17 protein-coding genes are annotated in these 19,617 nt (G+C 29.8%); 2 read left to right on the forward strand and 15 right to left on the reverse strand.

Annotated elements, in window-relative coordinates; genetic code table 11:
• Positions 1-81: 81 nt before the first annotated feature.
• From A8C32_RS08090 to thrA, 10 genes are all read right to left on the reverse strand, one after another.
• Positions 82-1,056, reverse strand: a complete 975-nt coding sequence (locus A8C32_RS08090) for a Gfo/Idh/MocA family protein (RefSeq protein ID WP_069829919.1) — start codon at positions 1,054-1,056, stop codon at positions 82-84.
• 74 nt (positions 1,057-1,130) lie between these two features.
• Complete coding sequence (locus A8C32_RS08095; protein ID WP_069829920.1) at positions 1,131-1,847, reverse strand: YebC/PmpR family DNA-binding transcriptional regulator; 717 nt, start codon at positions 1,845-1,847, stop codon at positions 1,131-1,133.
• A 95-nt stretch (positions 1,848-1,942) separates the two neighbouring features.
• The gene (locus tag A8C32_RS08100; RefSeq protein ID WP_069829921.1) at positions 1,943-2,236 is read right to left on the reverse strand and encodes a 4a-hydroxytetrahydrobiopterin dehydratase; all 294 of its coding nucleotides are present in this window, start codon (positions 2,234-2,236) and stop codon (positions 1,943-1,945) included.
• A gap of 65 nt (positions 2,237-2,301) precedes the next feature.
• Positions 2,302-3,141: a sugar nucleotide-binding protein gene (locus A8C32_RS08105; RefSeq protein WP_069829922.1), complete on the reverse strand. Its 840-nt coding sequence runs from the start codon at positions 3,139-3,141 to the stop codon at positions 2,302-2,304.
• 16 nt (positions 3,142-3,157) lie between these two features.
• Positions 3,158-4,240 (reverse strand): glycine cleavage system aminomethyltransferase GcvT, encoded by a 1,083-nt coding sequence (gcvT, locus tag A8C32_RS08110; protein ID WP_069829923.1) that lies wholly within the window; start codon positions 4,238-4,240, stop codon positions 3,158-3,160.
• 175 nt (positions 4,241-4,415) lie between these two features.
• Positions 4,416-5,126, reverse strand: a complete 711-nt coding sequence (locus A8C32_RS08115) for a T9SS type A sorting domain-containing protein (RefSeq protein WP_069829924.1) — start codon at positions 5,124-5,126, stop codon at positions 4,416-4,418.
• Positions 5,127-5,539: 413 nt separating this feature from the next.
• The gene (locus A8C32_RS08120) at positions 5,540-6,103 is read right to left on the reverse strand and encodes a DUF922 domain-containing protein (protein WP_069829925.1); all 564 of its coding nucleotides are present in this window, start codon (positions 6,101-6,103) and stop codon (positions 5,540-5,542) included.
• Between the two features lie 8 nt (positions 6,104-6,111).
• On the reverse strand, positions 6,112-7,404 hold the full coding sequence (thrC, locus tag A8C32_RS08125) for a threonine synthase (protein WP_069829926.1): 1,293 nt from the start codon (positions 7,402-7,404) through the stop codon (positions 6,112-6,114).
• Positions 7,405-7,517: 113 nt separating this feature from the next.
• Positions 7,518-8,444, reverse strand: a complete 927-nt coding sequence (locus tag A8C32_RS08130; RefSeq protein ID WP_069829927.1) for a homoserine kinase — start codon at positions 8,442-8,444, stop codon at positions 7,518-7,520.
• A 64-nt stretch (positions 8,445-8,508) separates the two neighbouring features.
• A complete protein-coding gene (gene thrA / locus A8C32_RS08135) occupies positions 8,509-10,953 on the reverse strand; it encodes a bifunctional aspartate kinase/homoserine dehydrogenase I (RefSeq protein WP_069829928.1) in 2,445 nt (814 codons plus the stop codon).
• Positions 10,954-11,303: 350 nt separating this feature from the next.
• Here thrA and A8C32_RS08140 point away from each other — a divergent pair, with 350 nt between their 5' ends.
• Positions 11,304-12,866, forward strand: a complete 1,563-nt coding sequence (locus tag A8C32_RS08140) for a bifunctional ADP-dependent NAD(P)H-hydrate dehydratase/NAD(P)H-hydrate epimerase (protein WP_069829929.1) — start codon at positions 11,304-11,306, stop codon at positions 12,864-12,866.
• A 50-nt stretch (positions 12,867-12,916) separates the two neighbouring features.
• On the opposite strand, the gene A8C32_RS08145 is transcribed toward A8C32_RS08140, so the two are convergent.
• The 5 genes from A8C32_RS08145 to A8C32_RS08165 all read right to left on the reverse strand — a co-directional run bounded on the left by A8C32_RS08145 (position 12,917) and on the right by A8C32_RS08165 (position 17,478).
• A complete protein-coding gene (locus tag A8C32_RS08145) occupies positions 12,917-14,290 on the reverse strand; it encodes a TlpA family protein disulfide reductase (protein ID WP_069829930.1) in 1,374 nt (457 codons plus the stop codon).
• 69 nt (positions 14,291-14,359) lie between these two features.
• The gene (locus A8C32_RS08150; RefSeq protein WP_069829931.1) at positions 14,360-15,214 is read right to left on the reverse strand and encodes a substrate-binding domain-containing protein; all 855 of its coding nucleotides are present in this window, start codon (positions 15,212-15,214) and stop codon (positions 14,360-14,362) included.
• Between the two features lie 12 nt (positions 15,215-15,226).
• Positions 15,227-16,096, reverse strand: coding sequence for a nucleoside phosphorylase (locus A8C32_RS08155; protein ID WP_069829932.1), 870 nt, complete (start codon positions 16,094-16,096; stop codon positions 15,227-15,229).
• Positions 16,097-16,126: 30 nt separating this feature from the next.
• Positions 16,127-16,456 (reverse strand): translation initiation factor, encoded by a 330-nt coding sequence (locus A8C32_RS08160; RefSeq protein WP_069829933.1) that lies wholly within the window; start codon positions 16,454-16,456, stop codon positions 16,127-16,129.
• A gap of 71 nt (positions 16,457-16,527) precedes the next feature.
• Positions 16,528-17,478, reverse strand: coding sequence for an isopenicillin N synthase family dioxygenase (locus tag A8C32_RS08165; RefSeq protein WP_069829934.1), 951 nt, complete (start codon positions 17,476-17,478; stop codon positions 16,528-16,530).
• 134 nt (positions 17,479-17,612) lie between these two features.
• Between A8C32_RS08165 and A8C32_RS08170 the strand changes: the two genes are divergently transcribed.
• Positions 17,613-19,616, forward strand: a complete 2,004-nt coding sequence (locus A8C32_RS08170) for an alpha-ketoacid dehydrogenase subunit alpha/beta (protein ID WP_069830193.1) — start codon at positions 17,613-17,615, stop codon at positions 19,614-19,616.
• Position 19,617 lies beyond the last annotated feature (1 nt).

Raw genomic sequence — 19,617 nt, forward strand, 5'->3', positions numbered from 1 at the left:
AACATTCTAAAACTTTGATTTTCATACTCTAAATTAAAAAAAAACTAATTCAAATTATTTATAGAATTGGTATAAAAATTTTTAGATTTCCCCTAAGATTTTATCCATAACCCAACTTGTATGAATGGCAGTTAAACCTGTTGAAGGATGAGATTTTTTTTTACCTGCTAAATAATCTCGTATATTCTCTACATGGTGAATTTGAATATGTTTAGGATTTTCAATAGTTAAAGTTTCATTTTTTGATTCACTTTTTAAAATAATAGGGTTTTCATGAAACACAGAAAATTCAATAGTCCCTTTGCTGCCATAAACTTTTACAACATCTTCACGGTTAGCACAACCAAAATTCCATGCGCCTGTTCCTGTTATTCCATTTTTATGCATCCAACTAGCCGTTATAGCATCTTTAGAGGTATAGAGGTTTTGTTGATTAAGACTAATACCTTGAGCATTTGTTATATCTCCTAGTAAATAAGTAAAAAGATCTAAACCATGACTTGCTAAATCATCAAAGTAACCTCCTGTAGCAACTTTTGAATCTGTACGCCAATTGTATTGTAACGATTTATCTAAATTGCTGGTAGGCTTACTTAAAAACCAACTAATATGTCTAACATCTCCAATATATTTATTCGCTAACCAATCTTTTATTTTGTTAAACCTAGGCAGAGATCGTCTATAATATGCAACAAATAAGGGTATATTCTTTTTTTTAAATGTATTGGAAATACTTAAAGCATCATTATAATTTGGAGCTATAGGTTTTTCAATACAACAAATTTTACCTGCAGCTGCTACTTTTAAGGCATAATATTTATGAGTATCTGGAGGTGTTGCTATGTATACAGCATCAATAGTATTATCATTAATTAAAGCATCGGCATTTGTATAAATAGTTTTAATATTATGGCGTTTAGCATAATCTTTAAGTTTATCAATGTCACGACGCATTACTGCTGCAATATTAAAACCGTTTGTTAATTTATATGCAGGACCACTTTTAACTTCTGTTACATTACCGCAGCCAATAATTCCCCAATTTATAATTTTCATAAAGCTTTGGTTCTAGAATAAATTTAAGGTTAAATTAAAAAGAGAGCTTTAAAAGCTCTCTTAGTATTATATTATTATGTTGTTTCTTGCATGGTGTGGTAAACATTTTGGACGTCGTCGTCTTCTTCAATTTTTTCCAAAAGCTTTTCTACATCAGCAACCTGTTCTGGTGTTAATGGCTTTGTTACTTGAGGTATACGCTCAAATCCAGAAGATAAAATTTCTATTTCTCTAGATTCTAATTCGGCTTGTATGGCTCCAAAACTTTCAAACGGCGCATATATTAAAATACCATCTTCGTCTGCAAAGACTTCTTCGGCACCAAAATCAATAAATTCTAATTCTAACTCTTCAGGATCTAGGCCTTCTGCATTAATTCTAAAATTACATGTATGGTCGAACATAAAAACAACAGATCCAGAAGTACCTAAACTACCATCACATTTATTAAAATAGCTACGTACATTGGCAACAGTACGCGTATTATTATCTGTAGCAGTTTCTACTAAAACGGCAATACCGTGTGGTGCATAACCTTCAAAAATAACTTCTTTATAATCGCCTTGACCTTTTTCACTTGCTTTTTTTATGGCACGTTCTACATTGTCCTTAGGCATGTTTACAGACTTCGCATTTTGTATAACAGCTCTTAAACGCGAGTTACTTGCTGGGTCTGGTCCACCTTCTTTTACAGCCATGACAATATCTTTACCTATACGAGTAAAGGCTTTACTCATAGCAGACCAACGTTTCATTTTTCTTGCTTTTCTAAATTCAAAAGCTCTTCCCATAATACTGATATTTAATTTGTCATTCCCTCGAAGGAGGAAATTTATATTATTTTTTTTAACCTCACAAAGTTAAAAACCTAGATGCCAAAAACAAATTATTCTTCATCTGGTTCAACAATATCTTCAATGGCTTGTGCTAATTTAAAATCTTTATTTGTAACGCCATTAGCATCATGGGTAGATAATGATATTGTGAGTATGTTGTATGTGTTTGACCAATCTGGGTGATGATTTAAAGCTTCACATTCGAATGCTATTCTACTCATTGCACTAAAGCAATCTTTAAAATTTTCAAATTCAAATTCTCCATGAATGGCATTGTCATAATAATCCCAATCTGGAAATTGTAATAATTTTTTTTCTATATCTTGATCTGATAATTTACTCATAATTAAAAATGTTTTTATTGAATAGTATATAGAACTAATGTAATCATTTTAAGATTTAAATTCAATTATATTTCTAAATCGGTTAATATTTCTTTACTTGAAGATTGTAAATTTTTTGGAAGCAAATTATGTTTTGGTAATACGGCTAAATACCTATCATCATTAGTGGTATAAACATTTTTATAAATAGCTTTGATTTTAAGGTTAAGAGAATCAATAATTTCTTTAATAAAATCATCATGGTGAACTAAATCACTACTACCTAAGTGAAAAATACCAGATTTATCTCTATTTATAATATAATGAATTTGTTGGGTTAGCTTTGAGCTTGTTGTAACATTCATTATTAAATTAGGAAACACTTCTATAGGTTGTTTATCTCTAACATATTGAAGAATCTCCTGCATTCTTGGAGACTGAGCTCCAAAAACCATAGGTAACCTTAAAATAGCTACTTGTTTTTTAGGTAAGCGCAATAGCATATTTTCAATTTTAATCTTAAAATGACCATAAATACTATTACTTAATGTTTTATCTTGTTCGTAACTAGGGTATTTACTATATGCGTCAAAAACATTGGCAGAGGATAAAAATATGCACTTTATTTTTTTTGAAATCATATATTCTGCTAGATGTTGGTGTGCTATTAATTGTGCAGAAAAATCACCTCTAAGAGTCGAAATAACAATTGTAGGTTTTACAACTTCAAGAATTTCATAAATATCATCTTCTTCAATATTATATTGAAAAAAATGATTATTTTTTTCATGTAGAATATTAGGTGCGTTATATGTTCCGAAAGTTTTAAAATAGGAGCAGAGTTCTTTATAGACAGCTCCTCCTAAAAAACCGCTAGCTCCTAATATCAAAATTTTATGCTTACTTTCTTTCGTCTTCTCCTTCATTTTGACAAAATATATTTTATCCTTTATAAAAAGGGAGCTTAACAATTGTCGCTGGAACTGCTTTTTTACGAATTTGAATTTGGATTTTACTATTTACATCAGAGAATACTGTAGGGACATAACCTAAACCAATACCTTTACCTAATGAAGGGGACATTGTTCCTGAGGTTACTATACCAATCTTTTTTCCAGAACTGTCTACAATATCATAGCCTTGGCGTGGAATACCTCTCTCATCCAATTCAAAAGCAATTAATTTACGGTTAGTACCATGTTCTTTTTCTGCTTTAAGTGCTTTATAATTTGTAAAATCTTTATTAAATTTTGTAACCCAACCTAACCCAGCTTCAATAGGGGATGTGGTATCATCAATATCGTTTCCATATAGACAATAGCCCATTTCTAAACGTAATGTATCTCTAGCGGCTAAGCCTACAGGTTTAATTCCAAAACTAGCTCCCGCATCTAAAACTTTATCCCAGATTTGTTTAACCTCGTTATTTTTACAATATATTTCAAATCCACCGCTACCTGTGTAGCCAGTTGCTGAAATAATTACATGTTCAATACCTGCAAAATCTCCTACTATAAAATTATAAAACTTGATAGCAGATAAATCATGGCTTGTTAAGCTTTGCATAGCTTCAATAGACTTAGGACCTTGAATAGCTAGTAAAGAATAGTCTTCGCTTAAGTCTCGCATATTAGCCCCAATATTGTTTTTAGATTGAATCCAATTCCAATCTTTTTCAATATTACTAGCGTTTACTACTAATAAATACGTTTCTTCTTTTATTTTGTATATAATCAAATCATCAACAATACCTCCATCATCATTAGGTAAACAGCTATATTGTGCTTTTCCAATGGTAAGTTTTGAAGCATCATTACTTGATACTTTCTGTATGAGTTCTAGAGCATATTCTCCTTCAATTAAAAATTCCCCCATATGAGAGACATCAAATACACCAACAGCATTTCTAACAGTTTCATGTTCTATATTAATACCTTCATACTGAACAGGCATATTATAGCCAGCGAACGGTACCATTTTAGCACCCAGAGATTCATGAGTTTGGGTTAAGGCAGTGTTTTTCATTTATGTTTAGTTAAAATAATTTACGATGTAAATGTATTGAAAAAAAATATAAATGAGTTTTTATGAAAAGTTAAAGATTGGTGAAGATATATTACGAGTAATTTATAAATAAAAAATTATTTAAAGCATAATCAAAAAGGAGCCTTTTTGATTATGCTTTAAGATTATAGAGTAGTTATTTTTTTACGAATTTTGCCATTCCTTTATCAGTAACTAAAAAGTAAATACCATTTGTTAAATCTGAAATATTTAATTTACCTTCAGCTTTCACTTCTTTTACAATATTACCTAATATATTAACTATTTTATATGTATCTGTTGTTATAGAACTATTAATAGTAATGATACCTGACGAGGGATTAGGGAAAATTGAAATAATAGTATTTTTATTAAAATCATTGATTTCTAAAGGAGTATCAGTAATAATTATTTCTGCGATGTTTGATTCTAGATTTGGTCCAAACCTTCTTACTAATAAATCATATGATTGACCAATATCTCCAGAAACTAATGGATTAGGTGATGCGTTAGTCCCTCCATCACCAGGTAAAGAAGCAACTTGCCAAGTACGAGTTACAGCGCCACCAACACTTCCAGGACTTTCTATAGCATCATCTTTTTTAAGTGTTATATTTTTTCTTCTAGCAGGGTTTTTTTTATCTAAAGAAGAATCATTAAAAACAGAAAGGTATATATCTCCATCATTTGGAGCGTCAGTATGCACTACAGTTATCGATTTTGGTGTGTTCCCTTCATAAAATACACCATTTAGATCTATGTGATTAACGTCATTAAGTGTTATGGTTATGGACGGGGTTTGAGCATGTATTTCTAATCCTAGAAGAGTAATAAGTAAACATAATGTTTTGCGTAATTGATTTTTCATAATTAATTATAATTTAGAGAGTTAAACATCTAAGTATAAAATTATATGAAAGAAAGCAAGGTTTGTAGTTGTCAGTTATTTTTTTGAAGTTATGGGTATAATCCTCAATTAATTTTTAATAATATAAAAAGCTGAAGCGGCATTGATTCATTTTACGAACCTTGAAATAACATAAAAGAAGCTATTTAATTATGATTTTCTATATTTCATATAGCTAAACATTATTTTTCAATAAAAAAAGAGCAAAGAGATATTAAACTCATCTTGACTTTTTCTATTTCCTAAAAAATGTCCAAAATTGAACCACATTTCCAGTTATCTTCTCATGCGTAACGATGCTATTCTTTTTAAAAATAACTTTATCTGAACAAATTTTGATTCATTTTCGGTTAAAAATAAAAAGTAAAGGAGTTCTATTTTAAATAACTTAAATCCAAGGAAACATTTGGGTTTGAAAAATCACTAACCTGTTCAAGTAAAAATTTAGCTTTAGTATTCCATTCTTTTTGAATTTCTTCATTTATAGAATGGTTAGTGTCTGCATCGTATTCTGCATGCATTTTTTTAGATAATTTAAAATACTTACGTTTTAACATACGCATTGTACTACGAATTTTACTAAATGATTCAAATTTATAGGTAGATAGTTCTTTTCTAAAAAGGCGCGCATGATATTCTGTAATATCAAAATGTATTTGTTCGTGTTTAATAAGGTATTCAGAAGGTCTACCTTTTACACGAGATTTAGACATGTTAAATTCAGCTACAATTTTTGAATGTAGAAAATATCTATCAAATGTAAATTTAGATTTTATTTTTAGATGAGAGTTAGCATCGTATTTAGAATATTTATTGAGAGAAGCTTTGAAAGATTCTGGCTCTAAAATTTTAGTTCCCCATATTATTACTTTTTCTTGGCTATAGACAGAACATGAAATCGTAACAAATAATAAAATAGTTTTGATGTATAAATTCATATATAGTTTTAGGTTAACAAGTAACTCTTCAACCCTGCATAGTTGTTAACTATTATAGAAACCTTCTTCTTATCCATAATAGCTTCAATTTGTTCTGGGAGCGGTTGTTTGTTTTTTATAACTTCCTCAACCACATCTAAAAATTTAGTAGGGTGAGCAGTTTCTAAAAATACGCAATGAGCATTTGGGTTCTCTTTTAAATGAGCTTTACAGCCTAAGTAGCCAACCGCTCCATGAGGATCTGCAACATAGTTACAATCGTTATAAATTTCTAACATGGCTTCTTTAGTTTCTTCATCCGAAAAACTGTAAGAGGACATATTTTCTTTTAAAGTTTTAAATTCGTTTTTATATATTTCTTGAATACGTATAAAATTACTTGGAGCACCAACATCCATAGCATTACTAATGGTTTGTACAGATGGTTTTGGTTCGTATAATTCTGAAATTAAATATCTAGTAACAACATTATTGGCATTATTAGATGCAACAAAGTGTTTTACAGGTAAACCTAGTTTTTGAGCCATCATACCTGCACATATATTGCCAAAATTTCCACTAGGTATTGAAAAGACAATATCTTTATATGTATTATGTAATTGTTTATAAGCAAACATAAAATAAAATAGTTGAGGTAGCCAACGAGCAACATTAATAGAGTTTGCAGATGTTAATTGCATTTTACTAGTCAATTCTTTATCTAAAAAAGCAGTTTTAACCATAGTTTGGCAATCATCAAACGTTCCATTAACTTCTAGAGCAGTAATATTTTGCCCTAAAGTAGTTAATTGTTTTTCTTGAATATCACTTACTTTCCCACTAGGATAAAGTATAACAACTTTAACACCTTTTACACCTAAAAAACCATTAGCAACGGCTCCTCCTGTATCTCCAGAAGTAGCAACTAAAACGGTGACTTCTTCATTATTATCTTTATTAAAATAACCTAAGCAACGTGCCATGAAGCGCGCACCAACGTCCTTAAAAGCCATTGTTGGGCCGTGAAATAACTCTAATGTTGATATATTGTTATTTAGTTTAACTACAGGAAAATCAAAAGATAACGTTTCATTAACAATAGTTTTTAAAATATCTTCGGGTATTTCGGGAGAAATAAATTGCTTAATAGCTTGGAAAGCAATTTCTGAATATGATAAATTATCAATCTTCTCAAAAAAATCTTTTCCTAAAGGCGTAATACTTTCAGGGAAATATAATCCTTTATCTGGTGCTAATCCTTTTATAACAGCATCTTTAAAGGATGTGTTTGGAGCTTGTTTATTTAACGAGTAGTAATTCATCTTCTTGTTATTTCTGCAAAAAAGCAAAAAATATTTTATTTTAATTGGCAATTATAACGCTTTATTTTTTATTTCTCAATGACATTCGAAATAACATTGGTTATAATTATTATTTAGTTTATTTTTTTTACACCTTCTGTATTAATTTCAGAAATATGCATATCAAATTCAATGCCAGTTTTAGAATATACTTCTTCAATAGCATTTTTAATATTTTGAGCAGTTTCTACCCCTTTGCTTAGAGAGAAAATGGAAGGACCAGAACCAGAAATACCACATCCTAATGCTCCAGCTTTTATAGCTACAGTTTTTACATCGTTATAATGCGGAATTAATTTACTTCTGTGAGGTTCAACTATAACATCATGTAATGATTTACTAATTAAATCATAATTATTAGTATGTAAAGCATGAATTAAACTACCTAAATTACTCCATTGCGTGATTGCATCGCTTAAAATAATTTTCTTCGGAAGAATAGCCCTAGATTCTGATGTTTTAATCTCTATTTGCGGATGTATTATAGTTGCATATAAGTTATCAGGCGTAGGTATTTCTAAAATTTCTAAAGGAGAGATACTTTTTACTAAAGTAAAACCTCCAAAAAGGGCAGGAGCTAAGTTGTCTGCATGTTCACATTTACTAGCTAAAGCTTCTCCTTTTATAGCAAATTGAGTAAGTTGTGTTTTATTATAGGGTCTTCCTAATAATTCATTCATTCCAAAAACACTACCAACTGCACTAGCTGCACTACTGCCTATACCACTACCAGGTTTAATGTTTTTATATATTTCTATTTCAAAACCACAGTCTGGTTGTGTAGCTTCGTACATAGCTAGAGCTGATACACCTGCAACATTTAATTCTGTTTCATAAGGTAAATCAAAGCCTTCAATTTTTGTTATATGAATGCCTTTTTTGTCTGTTTTTCTAATAACCATGTCATCACCAACACTATCCAAACAGAATCCTAGAACATCGAAACCACAGGCTACATTAGCTACGGTTGCTGGTGAAAATATTTTTATTTCGTTCTTCATATTTTATAAAAAGAGAAAACATATAGAGAGCAACAAATGTATTGCCTCTATATGCTTATTTTTTTTAATCATTACCAATTCTAATAATATCTGCAAAAAGTCCAGAAGCTGTTACATCTGCACCTGCACCAGCACCTTTAATAATCATAGGTTGCTCAGGGTAACGTTGTGTATAAAACATCACAATATTATCTTTTCCTTCAAGATTGTAAAATGGGTGTCCTTCTGGAATTTCTTGTAAACCAACGTTAGCTTTTCCTTCATTAAACTGAGCAACGTATTTTAATTGACAATTATTCGTTTTTGCGGAAGCAAATAAATTTTGATAATGATTTTCATCATCAATTAATGTTTGATAAAAATCATCTACAGAATTACTTTTTAGTCCAGAATCTGATAAAAATGACGCATTAGAAATATCTTCTAAATTCATTTTAACTCCACTTTCTCTAGCTAAAATTAAAATTTTTCTAGCAACATCTACACCACTCAAATCAATTCTTGGATCTGGTTCTGTGTAGCCTTCTGCTGCGGCTTGTTTAACAACATCGTAAAACTTTGTAGAATCATTAAAATTGTTAAATACAAAGTTTAAACTTCCAGATAAAACAGCCTGTATAGAGGTTATTTTATCTCCAGAAGCTATTAGATTGTTTAATGTATCAATAATAGGTAAACCAGCACCAACATTAGTCTCAAATAAATATGGCGCATTGTATTTTAAAGAAAGTCGTTTTAGTAATTTATAATTTTCATAATCACTAGAACAAGCAATTTTATTACAAGCTACAACACCAATGCTTTGGCGCAAATAATTGGCATATAAGCCAGCTACGTCTTTATTTGCAGTAACATCAACAAAAATGCTATTACGTAAATTAAGTGATTTCGTTTTTTCAAAAAAGCCTTCTAAAGTTGCCTTTTCTCCATTAGCGACTTGTTCTTTCCAGTTTTTTAAATCGATACCATCTTCATTAAAAACCATAGTTCTAGAATTCGCTAATCCTATTACACGTAAATTAATTTTAAGATTCTCCTTTAAATATTTACGTTGTTGCTTTATTTGTTCAACAAGACGTTCTCCAACATTTCCAACACCTGTAATAAATACATTAAGTTGTTTTGTTTTAGATTCAAAAAATTGTTCGTGTAATGTGTTTAATGCTTTCTTTACATCACTTTCGGCTATAACTGCAGAAATATTTTTTTCTGAAGCTCCTTGAGCAATTGCTCTAATATTAATATTATTTTTTCCTAAAGTACTAAACATTTTCCCGCTAATACCTTGATGATTTTTCATGTTATCGCCAACTAATGCAATTATTGAAAGATTTGATTCAATAATAATAGGGTCAATTTTATTTAATGCTATTTCATTTTCAAAAGCGGTATCAACAGCAGATTTAGCCATCTCAGCGTCTTTTTGTTCAACTCCTAAACAAATAGAATGTTCAGATGAAGCTTGAGTAATTAAAATAATATTGATTTTTTCTTGCGATAACGTTTCAAATAAACGTTTAGAAAACCCTGGAATACCTATCATACCACTTCCTTGAAGTGTTAATAATGAAATATTGCCAATATTACTAATACCTTTAACTGGAGATGTAGAATTTGTTTTATCATTTGAAATAACAGTACCTACAGCATCAGGTTTCATTGTATTCTTAATATGTATAGGAATATCTAAATCTAAAACAGGTTGAACTGTAGGAGGATATAATACTTTAGCTCCGAAATGCGATAATTCCATAGCCTCTTGATAAGATATTTTATCAATGGGGTAGGCTTGCTTTACCAATTTAGGATTAGTAGTAAACATACCGCTTACATCTGTCCATATTTCTAGTTGTTCTACTTTTAAAGCAGCAGCAATAATAGCAGCTGTAAAATCACTTCCACCACGACCTAGTGTAGTTTGTTCTCCAGATTGAGAATTAGAAATAAATCCAGGAAGAATTGTTACTTTGTGATTAGCTGTTTTAAAATAAGATTCGATATTAGTATTAGTAATACTATAATTTACTTCAGCTTTTGTAAAATCTGAATTTGTAATTATTATATCTTGTGAATTTTTACGCTCAGCTGAAAGTTTTCTATTTTTCATAGTTTCAGCAATAATAAAAGAGGATAATAACTCTCCAAAACTCACTAATTTATCCGATGTTTTTGGTGATAATTCATTTATTAAATAGATACCATTTAATAAGTTTTCTAACTCACTTAATTTAGTTTCAACATATTCTAAAATAGAATTATTATTGTCTGGATTTAATTCATTGATAATATCAAAATGAATATTTTTAATAGTATTAAATGTATCTTTAAAATTAACATCTTTGTTTTGAGCTAATTTCCCAGCTAAAAGTAATTTATCGGTAATGCCACCAATAGCCGAAACAACGCAAGCAATAGTATCTTTTTGTGCATACTTGTTTAAAATGTTAATAACTTTATTTATGTTTTTTGCAGAACCAACAGAAGTTCCGCCAAATTTTAAAACCTTCATTTTTTAATGAATTAATAATTTAAAATAATATTGAAAAATATTGTAATTATTAAAATTACAAAGATAGTCTGAAGAATATATAGTTAGTAACCCCAAAGGGTTGTAATATTTGTAGTTGTTCCAAAAATAGAAGCTATTCCTTTTGTTAAAAAAGGGATTAAAGAATATATATTTTGGCTTAAATGATTCATTATATTTAATATAATACTAGTCAAAAGTATTACTTTTAACCTAATAAAAAAACAAAAAGATTTTTTTTATAGTATTCTTATATTAGATCTGTTTTCTTAAAAGATAATAGATGAATATAAATTTGAATTGAAAAATTAATAATTAATTAAAAAAATAGAATGAAGGTATTTTCTAAAGAACAGATTTATGAAGGGGATAAAATAACTGCGGAGCGACAACAAATCTCATCTACAGATTTAATGGAGCGAGCTGGAACACAAATTTTTAATTGGATGCATATGCGTATGCAAGGTGCTCAAGTACCTATTCATATTTTTTGTGGTATTGGTAATAATGGAGGAGATGGTTTAGTGTTGGCTAGACATTTAATAACTCATGGTTATAATGTAAATACTTATGTGATTAATTGTAGTGACAAACGTTCTAAAGATTTTTTGATTAATTATGATAAAATAAAAAATGTTACTAAAAATTGGCCTACGCTTTTAAGTTGCACCGAAGATTTTCCAGAAATACAATCTGAGGATATTATTGTTGATGCTGTTTTTGGTATTGGTTTAAATAGACCAATTGATGAATGGGTTAAAGCTTTATTTATGCATTTTAAAGCAACAAAAGCATTTACATTATCTATTGATATTCCATCTGGTTTATATCCAGACAAACCTATTAAAGATGAAGATGCTGTAGTTTGGGCAGGATTTACATTAAGTTTCGCTTCTCCTAAATTGGTGTTCTTTTTACCTGAAACAGCTAAATACACTGTACAATGGGAAGTACTTGACATAGGTCTTGATCAAGAGTTCTTATTTACTGCGGTTACAGATGTAGAGTTGATAGGAAAGCATGAAGTATTACCTAATTATATACCTCGAGACAAGTTTTCCCATAAAGGACAACTTGGACATAGTTTAATTATAGGAGGTAGTTATGGGAAAATTGGAGCTGTAACTTTAGCTAGTAGAGCTACATTATCTGTAGGAGCTGGTTTAGTATCTGCTTATGTCCCTAAATGCGGTTACATACCATTACAAACATCATTTCCTGAAGCTATGGTGATTACAGATATAGATGAAGAAAAAATCACCCAAATTAAATTGGATATAACTCCTACGGTTATTGGATTAGGTATGGGAGCAGGAGTAGATAAGAAAACAATTGATGCTTTTGAAGAGTTCTTAAAGGATAATAAAGTTCCTATGGTTATTGATGCCGATGGTATTAATATCTTATCTAAGAACAAAGTTTTATTAGAATTACTTCCATCTCAGACTATTTTGACTCCGCATCCTAAAGAATTAGAACGTTTAATTGGTAATTGGAAAGATGATTTTGATAAATTAGAAAAAACAAAAGCCTTTGCTAAAAAACATGATATCATTATAGTTATAAAAGGAGCAAATACAATAATAGTATTTGATAATAAACTTTATGTGAATACAACAGGGAATCCAGGGTTATCTACAGCAGGTAGCGGAGATGTTTTAACAGGTATTATTACAGGTTTAATTTCTCAAGGTTATAATCCTTTAGTTGCTACAATATTTGGTGTTTATTTACATGGTAAATCTGCAGATATTGCTGTTGAAAATTATGGTTATCAAAGTTTAATAGCAAGCCATATTATTGATTATTTGGGTGCAGCTTATTTAGATCTATTTAAGCAACCAGAACAACCGCAAGTAGAGGAAGTTGATAGTGATCCTAAAGAGAATAAATAATTAAAAAAGCCGCAATATGCGGCTTTTTTAATTTTAATATATAAAGCATTTTAGATATTAAGGGATGTAAACAATTCAATAAGTTTAGGGTCTGAAGGTCTAGGTGCGTTTGCTTCAACAATATTACCTTCAGTATCAATTAAAATAAAACGAGGAATGCCTTTAATTTGGTAGTCCTTAATAAATGATGAGTTCCAATCGTTATCAGCAAGTAATTGCATACCTCCTAATTTTTCATCATCAACCATAGTTTTCCATTTGTTGTAGTTTTCCTTTTTATCAATGGAAACACTAACAAATTCAATATTTTTATTATGATATTTTTGTTCAACTTCTTTTAAAAACGGAATTTGCTGTTTGCATGGTCCACACCAAGTAGCCCAAACATCAATGTAAATATATTTTCCTTTTAAATCTTCTAAAGACGTTAGGCCTCCTTTATGATTTTCGTAGTTAATGAATTTAGGAGAAGGCTTTCCTTTAGACAAAGCTGTTAACTTATCGTATATTTTAGTTATTGTGATATTGTTTTTTTCATCTGTAGAATTAGAAATAAATGTTTTATAAAAAGTTTCAATATCTTTAGAATAATTCATTGTGTTATTAGCAAAATCAAATAACAAACTGTTTTTTATGTTTTTATTTGAAACTTTACTCACAGTTTTTAAATAAGCTATATCATTTAAAAGCCCTTCTTTTTCGGCCAATTCTTTAGCTTGAATACTATAATGACTACTTACGAGTCTTTTATAATTATTAGAAAATTGGTAATCTTCTACATTAGAATAATCTAACTCTTTTAGTTCTTCTAAGAAACCTTCAGATACTTTAAAGTCTGTTTTTTTAGTATAGTGTTTATACGCATTTTCATATTCAAACAGTCTATTTAGGTAGAAGTAATTAATATTTCTTTCTTCCTTACCTTTTAGGTCACTTGCAATGCCTTTAAAGCTATTTAATAGTTTTACTTGAGCTTTTTTGATGTCTGCAAATTTTGCTTTAAAATCAACCTCGTTAAGTATGTATAGACTTTGGTAGTTTGTTAACGCTTCTTTTTCTAATTTACGCTTTTCTATAAAGTAATTATTAATTTCAGATCCATTACCTGTTATAGTTAATGAGTTTTCAAAATCTTTAATATCATAATTTATAGAGAGATTATAACCTGCTTCTAGGTGAAGAAAAACAGGGTTTTTACCATCGTATAATATATAATCTTTTATATCTATTGAAAGTGTATCTATAAATGCCCCTTCATTAGATATTTTTAAGTTTTTTTTAAAGGTTCTATCTGAGCTATTTATTGAGATGGCATCTGTAGTTTTATTTGTTAAAACTCCTGAAATAATTGCATAATTAGGTTTAGCTTCATCTTTACAAGCTACTAAGGATAATCCTAAGGTTAAAAAAAGTATTTTTTTCATTTCTATTATTTTAGTCAAAAAAATTATAAGCCTATGGGTTTATATAGATTTAGTTATGTTGTTGAAATATTATAGTTTATAAGTTAAAGTCTCATAATCGGCAATTTCGGGTATAATATTTAAAGCAAATAATTCTTTTTGGGTTTTCATAATCGTTTCTTTATCAATTAAATCTTGAGACCATTCGGTAATACCTAACCATTCTTGAACATCTTCAAGTTGTTGTTCGTATCTATTAGCTATAGATTTATCAATACTAGGGATGTCTTTAAAATCTTTAGTGGTATTATTGATTATTTTTAGTATAGCCTCTAAGTCTTCACGATTAGATTCAATAAAATCTTCTCTTACTGCAATTACAAAACAAGGCCAAGGTGAAGGGCAATCGTCAATACGCCTAAATGTTCTTTCATCGACCAAAGGTTTGGTTGTGAATTTTTCCCATAAAAAATAGTCGGCAGTTCCCTGTATTAGTCCCTTAACAGCGCCTTCTAAATCTTTAATAACTTTAAAATCAAGATCTTTTTCTAAATCCCAATTGTTATTTTCGGCATTTATGTATGCCATAAGATGAGATCCAGAGCCATATCTACTTATAGCAGCCTTTGTTCCTTTTAAGTCATTGATAGTTTTATAAGGAGAGTCGTGAGCGACATGAACTCCCCAAACTAAAGGAGTTTGAACAAAGGTTTGTACTATTTTGCTAGGGTTGCCATCGATAATATCTTTTATTATTCCTTCTGTAAGTATAACAGCTATATCAATTTCTTTATTACGCAAAGCTTTACACATGGCACCTGTACCTCCTGGATAATCGTGCCATCTTAAATTAAGATCTTTTTCTTTGTACTCTCCATTTTTTAGTGTTAAGTACCAGGCTAAATTAAAATGTTCTGGCACACCACCAATATTTACTTGCTTCATTAATCAAACAGTTTATTCTACAATTTTGTTTAGTGTATATATAATAAGATCTTCTATAACTTTAGATGGGTTACAACTAAAAGTTCCAGACGCTCTATTAGCAATTATAGCATTTAGCGATATTGCTCGATGTCCTAATAATTTTGCTAATCCATAAATGGCGGACGTTTCCATTTCTAGATTTGTAATACGTATTCCGTTAAAGTTAAAAGCATCCATTTTAGAATTTAAATAAGGGTCTTGAATAGGTAATCTCAAAATGCGTCCTTGTGGACCATAAAAACCTCCAGCTGTAGCTGTTAATCCTTTATAAATTGTTTTGTCTTTAAATTTTCTTTCTAAGAATTTACTACTTTTTATAATAATAGGGTTGGCTTTATTTGGGTGCCAATTGGTTTGCTCTATAAAAGCTTTTTCTAAATTGGAAGTATTAATCAAATCTGTGTTATAAGCCTGAAGCATTCCATTAAGATCTAAACTGTAAGTGCTTAATAGAAAAGAGTTTACTGGAATGTTTTTTTGTAATGATCCAGAAGTCCCTATTCTTATTATATCAATACTTGTGAGTTTTTCTTTAGGTTGTTTAGTGAATAAATCAATATTAAAAAGTGCATCTAATTCGTTTAGAACAATATCTATATTATCTGCACCAATACCTGTTGAAATAACTGTTATACGTTTACCTTTATAAATTCCAGTTTGCGTTTTGAATTCTCGTTTTTGAGTTTCAAATTCAATGCTATCGAAATGTTTAGTGACTTTACTAACTCTATCTTGGTCACCTACAAAAATAACGGTACTTGCGACATGTTCAGGTTTTAAATTTAAATGATAAATGCTACCATCAGGGTTTAAAATAAGCTCAGATTCCTTAATAGGCATTTATAATAAGTTTAATGATTCTTGCATAATTTATCCTCCAACACGTTTTACAGTAAAACCTTTGTTTTTAAGCATCTGCATGATCTTATCTCTATAATCACCTTGAATGATAATTTTATCATCTTTAAAACTACCACCAACACTTAATGTTGTTTTTATTTCTTTTGCTAAAATTTTAAAATCTGAATTAGCTCCTGTATAGCCTTCAATAATAGTAATTGGTTTACCTTTACGTTTTTCGTATTTGCAAATTATAGGGTCGTCCTGCATCCATACATTAGATGATTCATCTTCTTTAGAAGTTTTTTCTTCTTCAATATGATCTGGAAATAAGTTTTTTAATTGATCTTGTAAATCCATTTTTAATTTTTTAGCACTTAGTCTAAGTGAACATTAATTTTCTAACTGTTTTATTGTGACTAACCATGCTTTTATTTTTTTATAAGCCCTAATTCGATTAAGCGTTCTGTTAAAAACTCTCCAGCAGTTGTATCCTTAAATGCTTTTGGGGTGTTATCATCTATACAACCTTCTAAAACATTTAATTTCATATCACTTACGGGGTGCATAAAAAATGGTATAGAATAACGTGATGTTCCCCAAAGTTCTTTTGGAGGATTAACAACGCGGTGTATAGTAGATTTTAATTTATTATTTGTATGTCTTGATAACATGTCTCCAACATTAATCATTAATTCATCTGGTTGCGCAATAGCATCAATCCATTCTCCTTTATTATTTTGAACCTGTAAGCCTTTACCTTGGGCTCCCATTAATAGAGTAATTAGATTGATATCACCATGTGCTGCAGCACGAACTGCTTCTTTTGGCTCTTCTTTAATTGGAGGATAATGTATAGGTCTTAAAATAGAATTCCCGTTATAGATATATGAATCGAAATAAGTTTCTTCTAATCCTAAATATAATGCTAATGCTCTTAATACATATTTAGCTGTCTTTTCAAGCATTAGATAAGCTTCTTTTCCTATTTTATTGAATTCAGGAAGCTCTTCAACGTTAACATTTTTGGGATATTCATTTTCCAGTTGCTTATTATTTTGAACATATTGCCCAAAATGCCAAAACTCTTTTAAATCACCTTCTTTCTTTCCTTTAGCACTTTCTTTCCCAAAAGAAACATATCCACGTTGTCCACCAATATTAGGGATTTCATATTTCTGCTTTATTTCTGTTGGTAAACTAAAAAAACTTTTAATTTCTTTATATAAATTTTCAACTAAAGTGTTATCCAAAAAATGACCTTTTAGTGCTACAAAACCAATTTCTTCGTAAGCTTTTCCAATGGCGTCAACAAAATTTTGTTTTCTAACAGAATTGTTAGAAATAAAATCACTTAAGTTGACACTAGGTATGGTATTCATTATATTAATTTTTAAAATATACGCTTCACAAATGTACAAAAACATTGTAAAGTTATATATATTGAGTTATGCATAAAATATTAATTAATAAATACTTTTTATAGTATATTTGATAACGAAATATGAATATTTTTATGAAAACCATAAAAGATTTAATTAGCATAGCATACAATATTGAAAATATTGATAGTGATAAATTAGTGACACTATACAAAAATATCTTAAAACCAAGATTTATAGAGGAGAAAATGCTTATTCTATTACGTCAAGGTAAAATAAGTAAATGGTTTTCAGGTATAGGGCAAGAAGCTATTTCTGTTGGAGTTACTATGTCGTTACATGACGATGAGTATATATTACCTATGCACAGAAATTTAGGCGTGTTTACTAGTAGAAACATTCCTTTATATAGGTTGTTTTCGCAATGGCAAGGTAAGGCTTTTGGCTTTACAAAAGGTAGGGATAGGTCTTTTCATTTTGGAACGCAACAATATAAAATTGTAGGTATGATTTCACATTTAGGACCACAATTGGGTGTAGCAGACGGGATTGCTTTAGCTTATAAATTAAAAAACAAGAAGCAAGTAACAGCTGTATTTACAGGAGAAGGTGGTACTAGTGAAGGTGATTTTCACGAAGCTTTAAATGTGGCTTCTGTATGGAAATTGCCTGTTCTGTTTTGTGTTGAAAATAATGGTTATGGGTTATCTACGCCTACAAGTGAACAATACAACTGTAAAGATATAGCAGATAGAGGTTTGGGTTATGGAATGGAATCGCATATTATAGATGGGAATAATATTATTGAAGTTTACACCAAGGTTAGTAAAATAGCAGATAGCGTTCGTGAAAATCCCAGACCGGTTTTATTAGAGTTTAAAACGTTTAGAATGCGTGGACACGAGGAGGCGAGTGGTACAAAATATGTACCTAAAGAACTCTTGACTACTTGGGAGGATAAAGACCCTGTTTTAAATTTTGAAGTTTTTCTTAAGGCGGAAGGTGTTTTAAATGATTCAAATATTACATCTATAAAAGAAAGTATTGCTGATGAAATTAATGAACATTTAGAGATTGCTTTTAATGAGTCGGATATTATTTCTAATGAAACTAATGAATTAAATGATGTTTATGAACTATTTAATTATCAGGGTTTAAATAATAATTCGAAAACAAAAGAAATTCGTTTCATTGATGCTGTATCAGAGAGTTTAAAACAAAGTATGATTAAACATAAAGATTTGATTATAATGGGGCAAGACATTGCTGAGTATGGAGGTGCTTTTAAAATAACAGAAGGGTTTGTTGATCAATTTGGAAAAGATCGGGTACGTAATACACCTATATGTGAATCTGCTATTATTGAAACAGCTATGGGATTATCTATAGCAGGGATAAAAAGTATAGTTGAAATGCAATTTGCAGATTTCGTATCTTCTGGTTTTAATCCTGTTGTTAACTATTTAGCAAAATCTTATTATAGATGGAGTCAAAATGCAGATATTGTTATAAGAATGCCTTGTGGTGGTGGTGTAACTGCTGGACCATTTCATTCACAAACTAATGAAGCCTGGTTTACAAAAACACCAGGGTTAAAAGTTGTATACCCAGCTTTTCCATATGATGCAAAAGGTTTATTAGCAACTGCTATTAACGATCCTAATCCAGTATTGTTTTTTGAACATAAAGGACTATATAGAAGTATTCGTCAAGATGTTCCAACAGAATATTTTACATTACCTTTAGGTAAAGCAGTATTAATAAAAGAAGGTAGTGATATTACAATAATAAGCTATGGCGCAGCTGTACATTGGGCATTAGAAACTTTAGATAAAAATGTAGGTATTTCGGCAGATTTAATCGATTTAAGAACTTTACAACCATTGGATGTTGAAACTGTTTATGCTTCTGTAAAAAAGACAGGAAAGGCTATTGTTTTACAAGAAGATTCTTTATTTGGAGGGATTGCAAGTGATATTTCTGCGCTTATTATGGAGCATTGTTTTGAGTATTTAGATGCTCCTGTAAAACGTGTTGCTAGTTTAGAAACGCCTATTCCTTTTGCTAGTCAATTGGAGAAGCAATATCTTCCAAAGAAACGGTTTGAAAAGACTTTAAAAGATTTATTAGATTATTAAA

Origin of the sequence: Flavivirga aquatica, assembly GCF_001747085.1 — a bacterium.
Classification (GTDB): domain Bacteria; phylum Bacteroidota; class Bacteroidia; order Flavobacteriales; family Flavobacteriaceae; genus Algibacter_C; species Algibacter_C aquatica.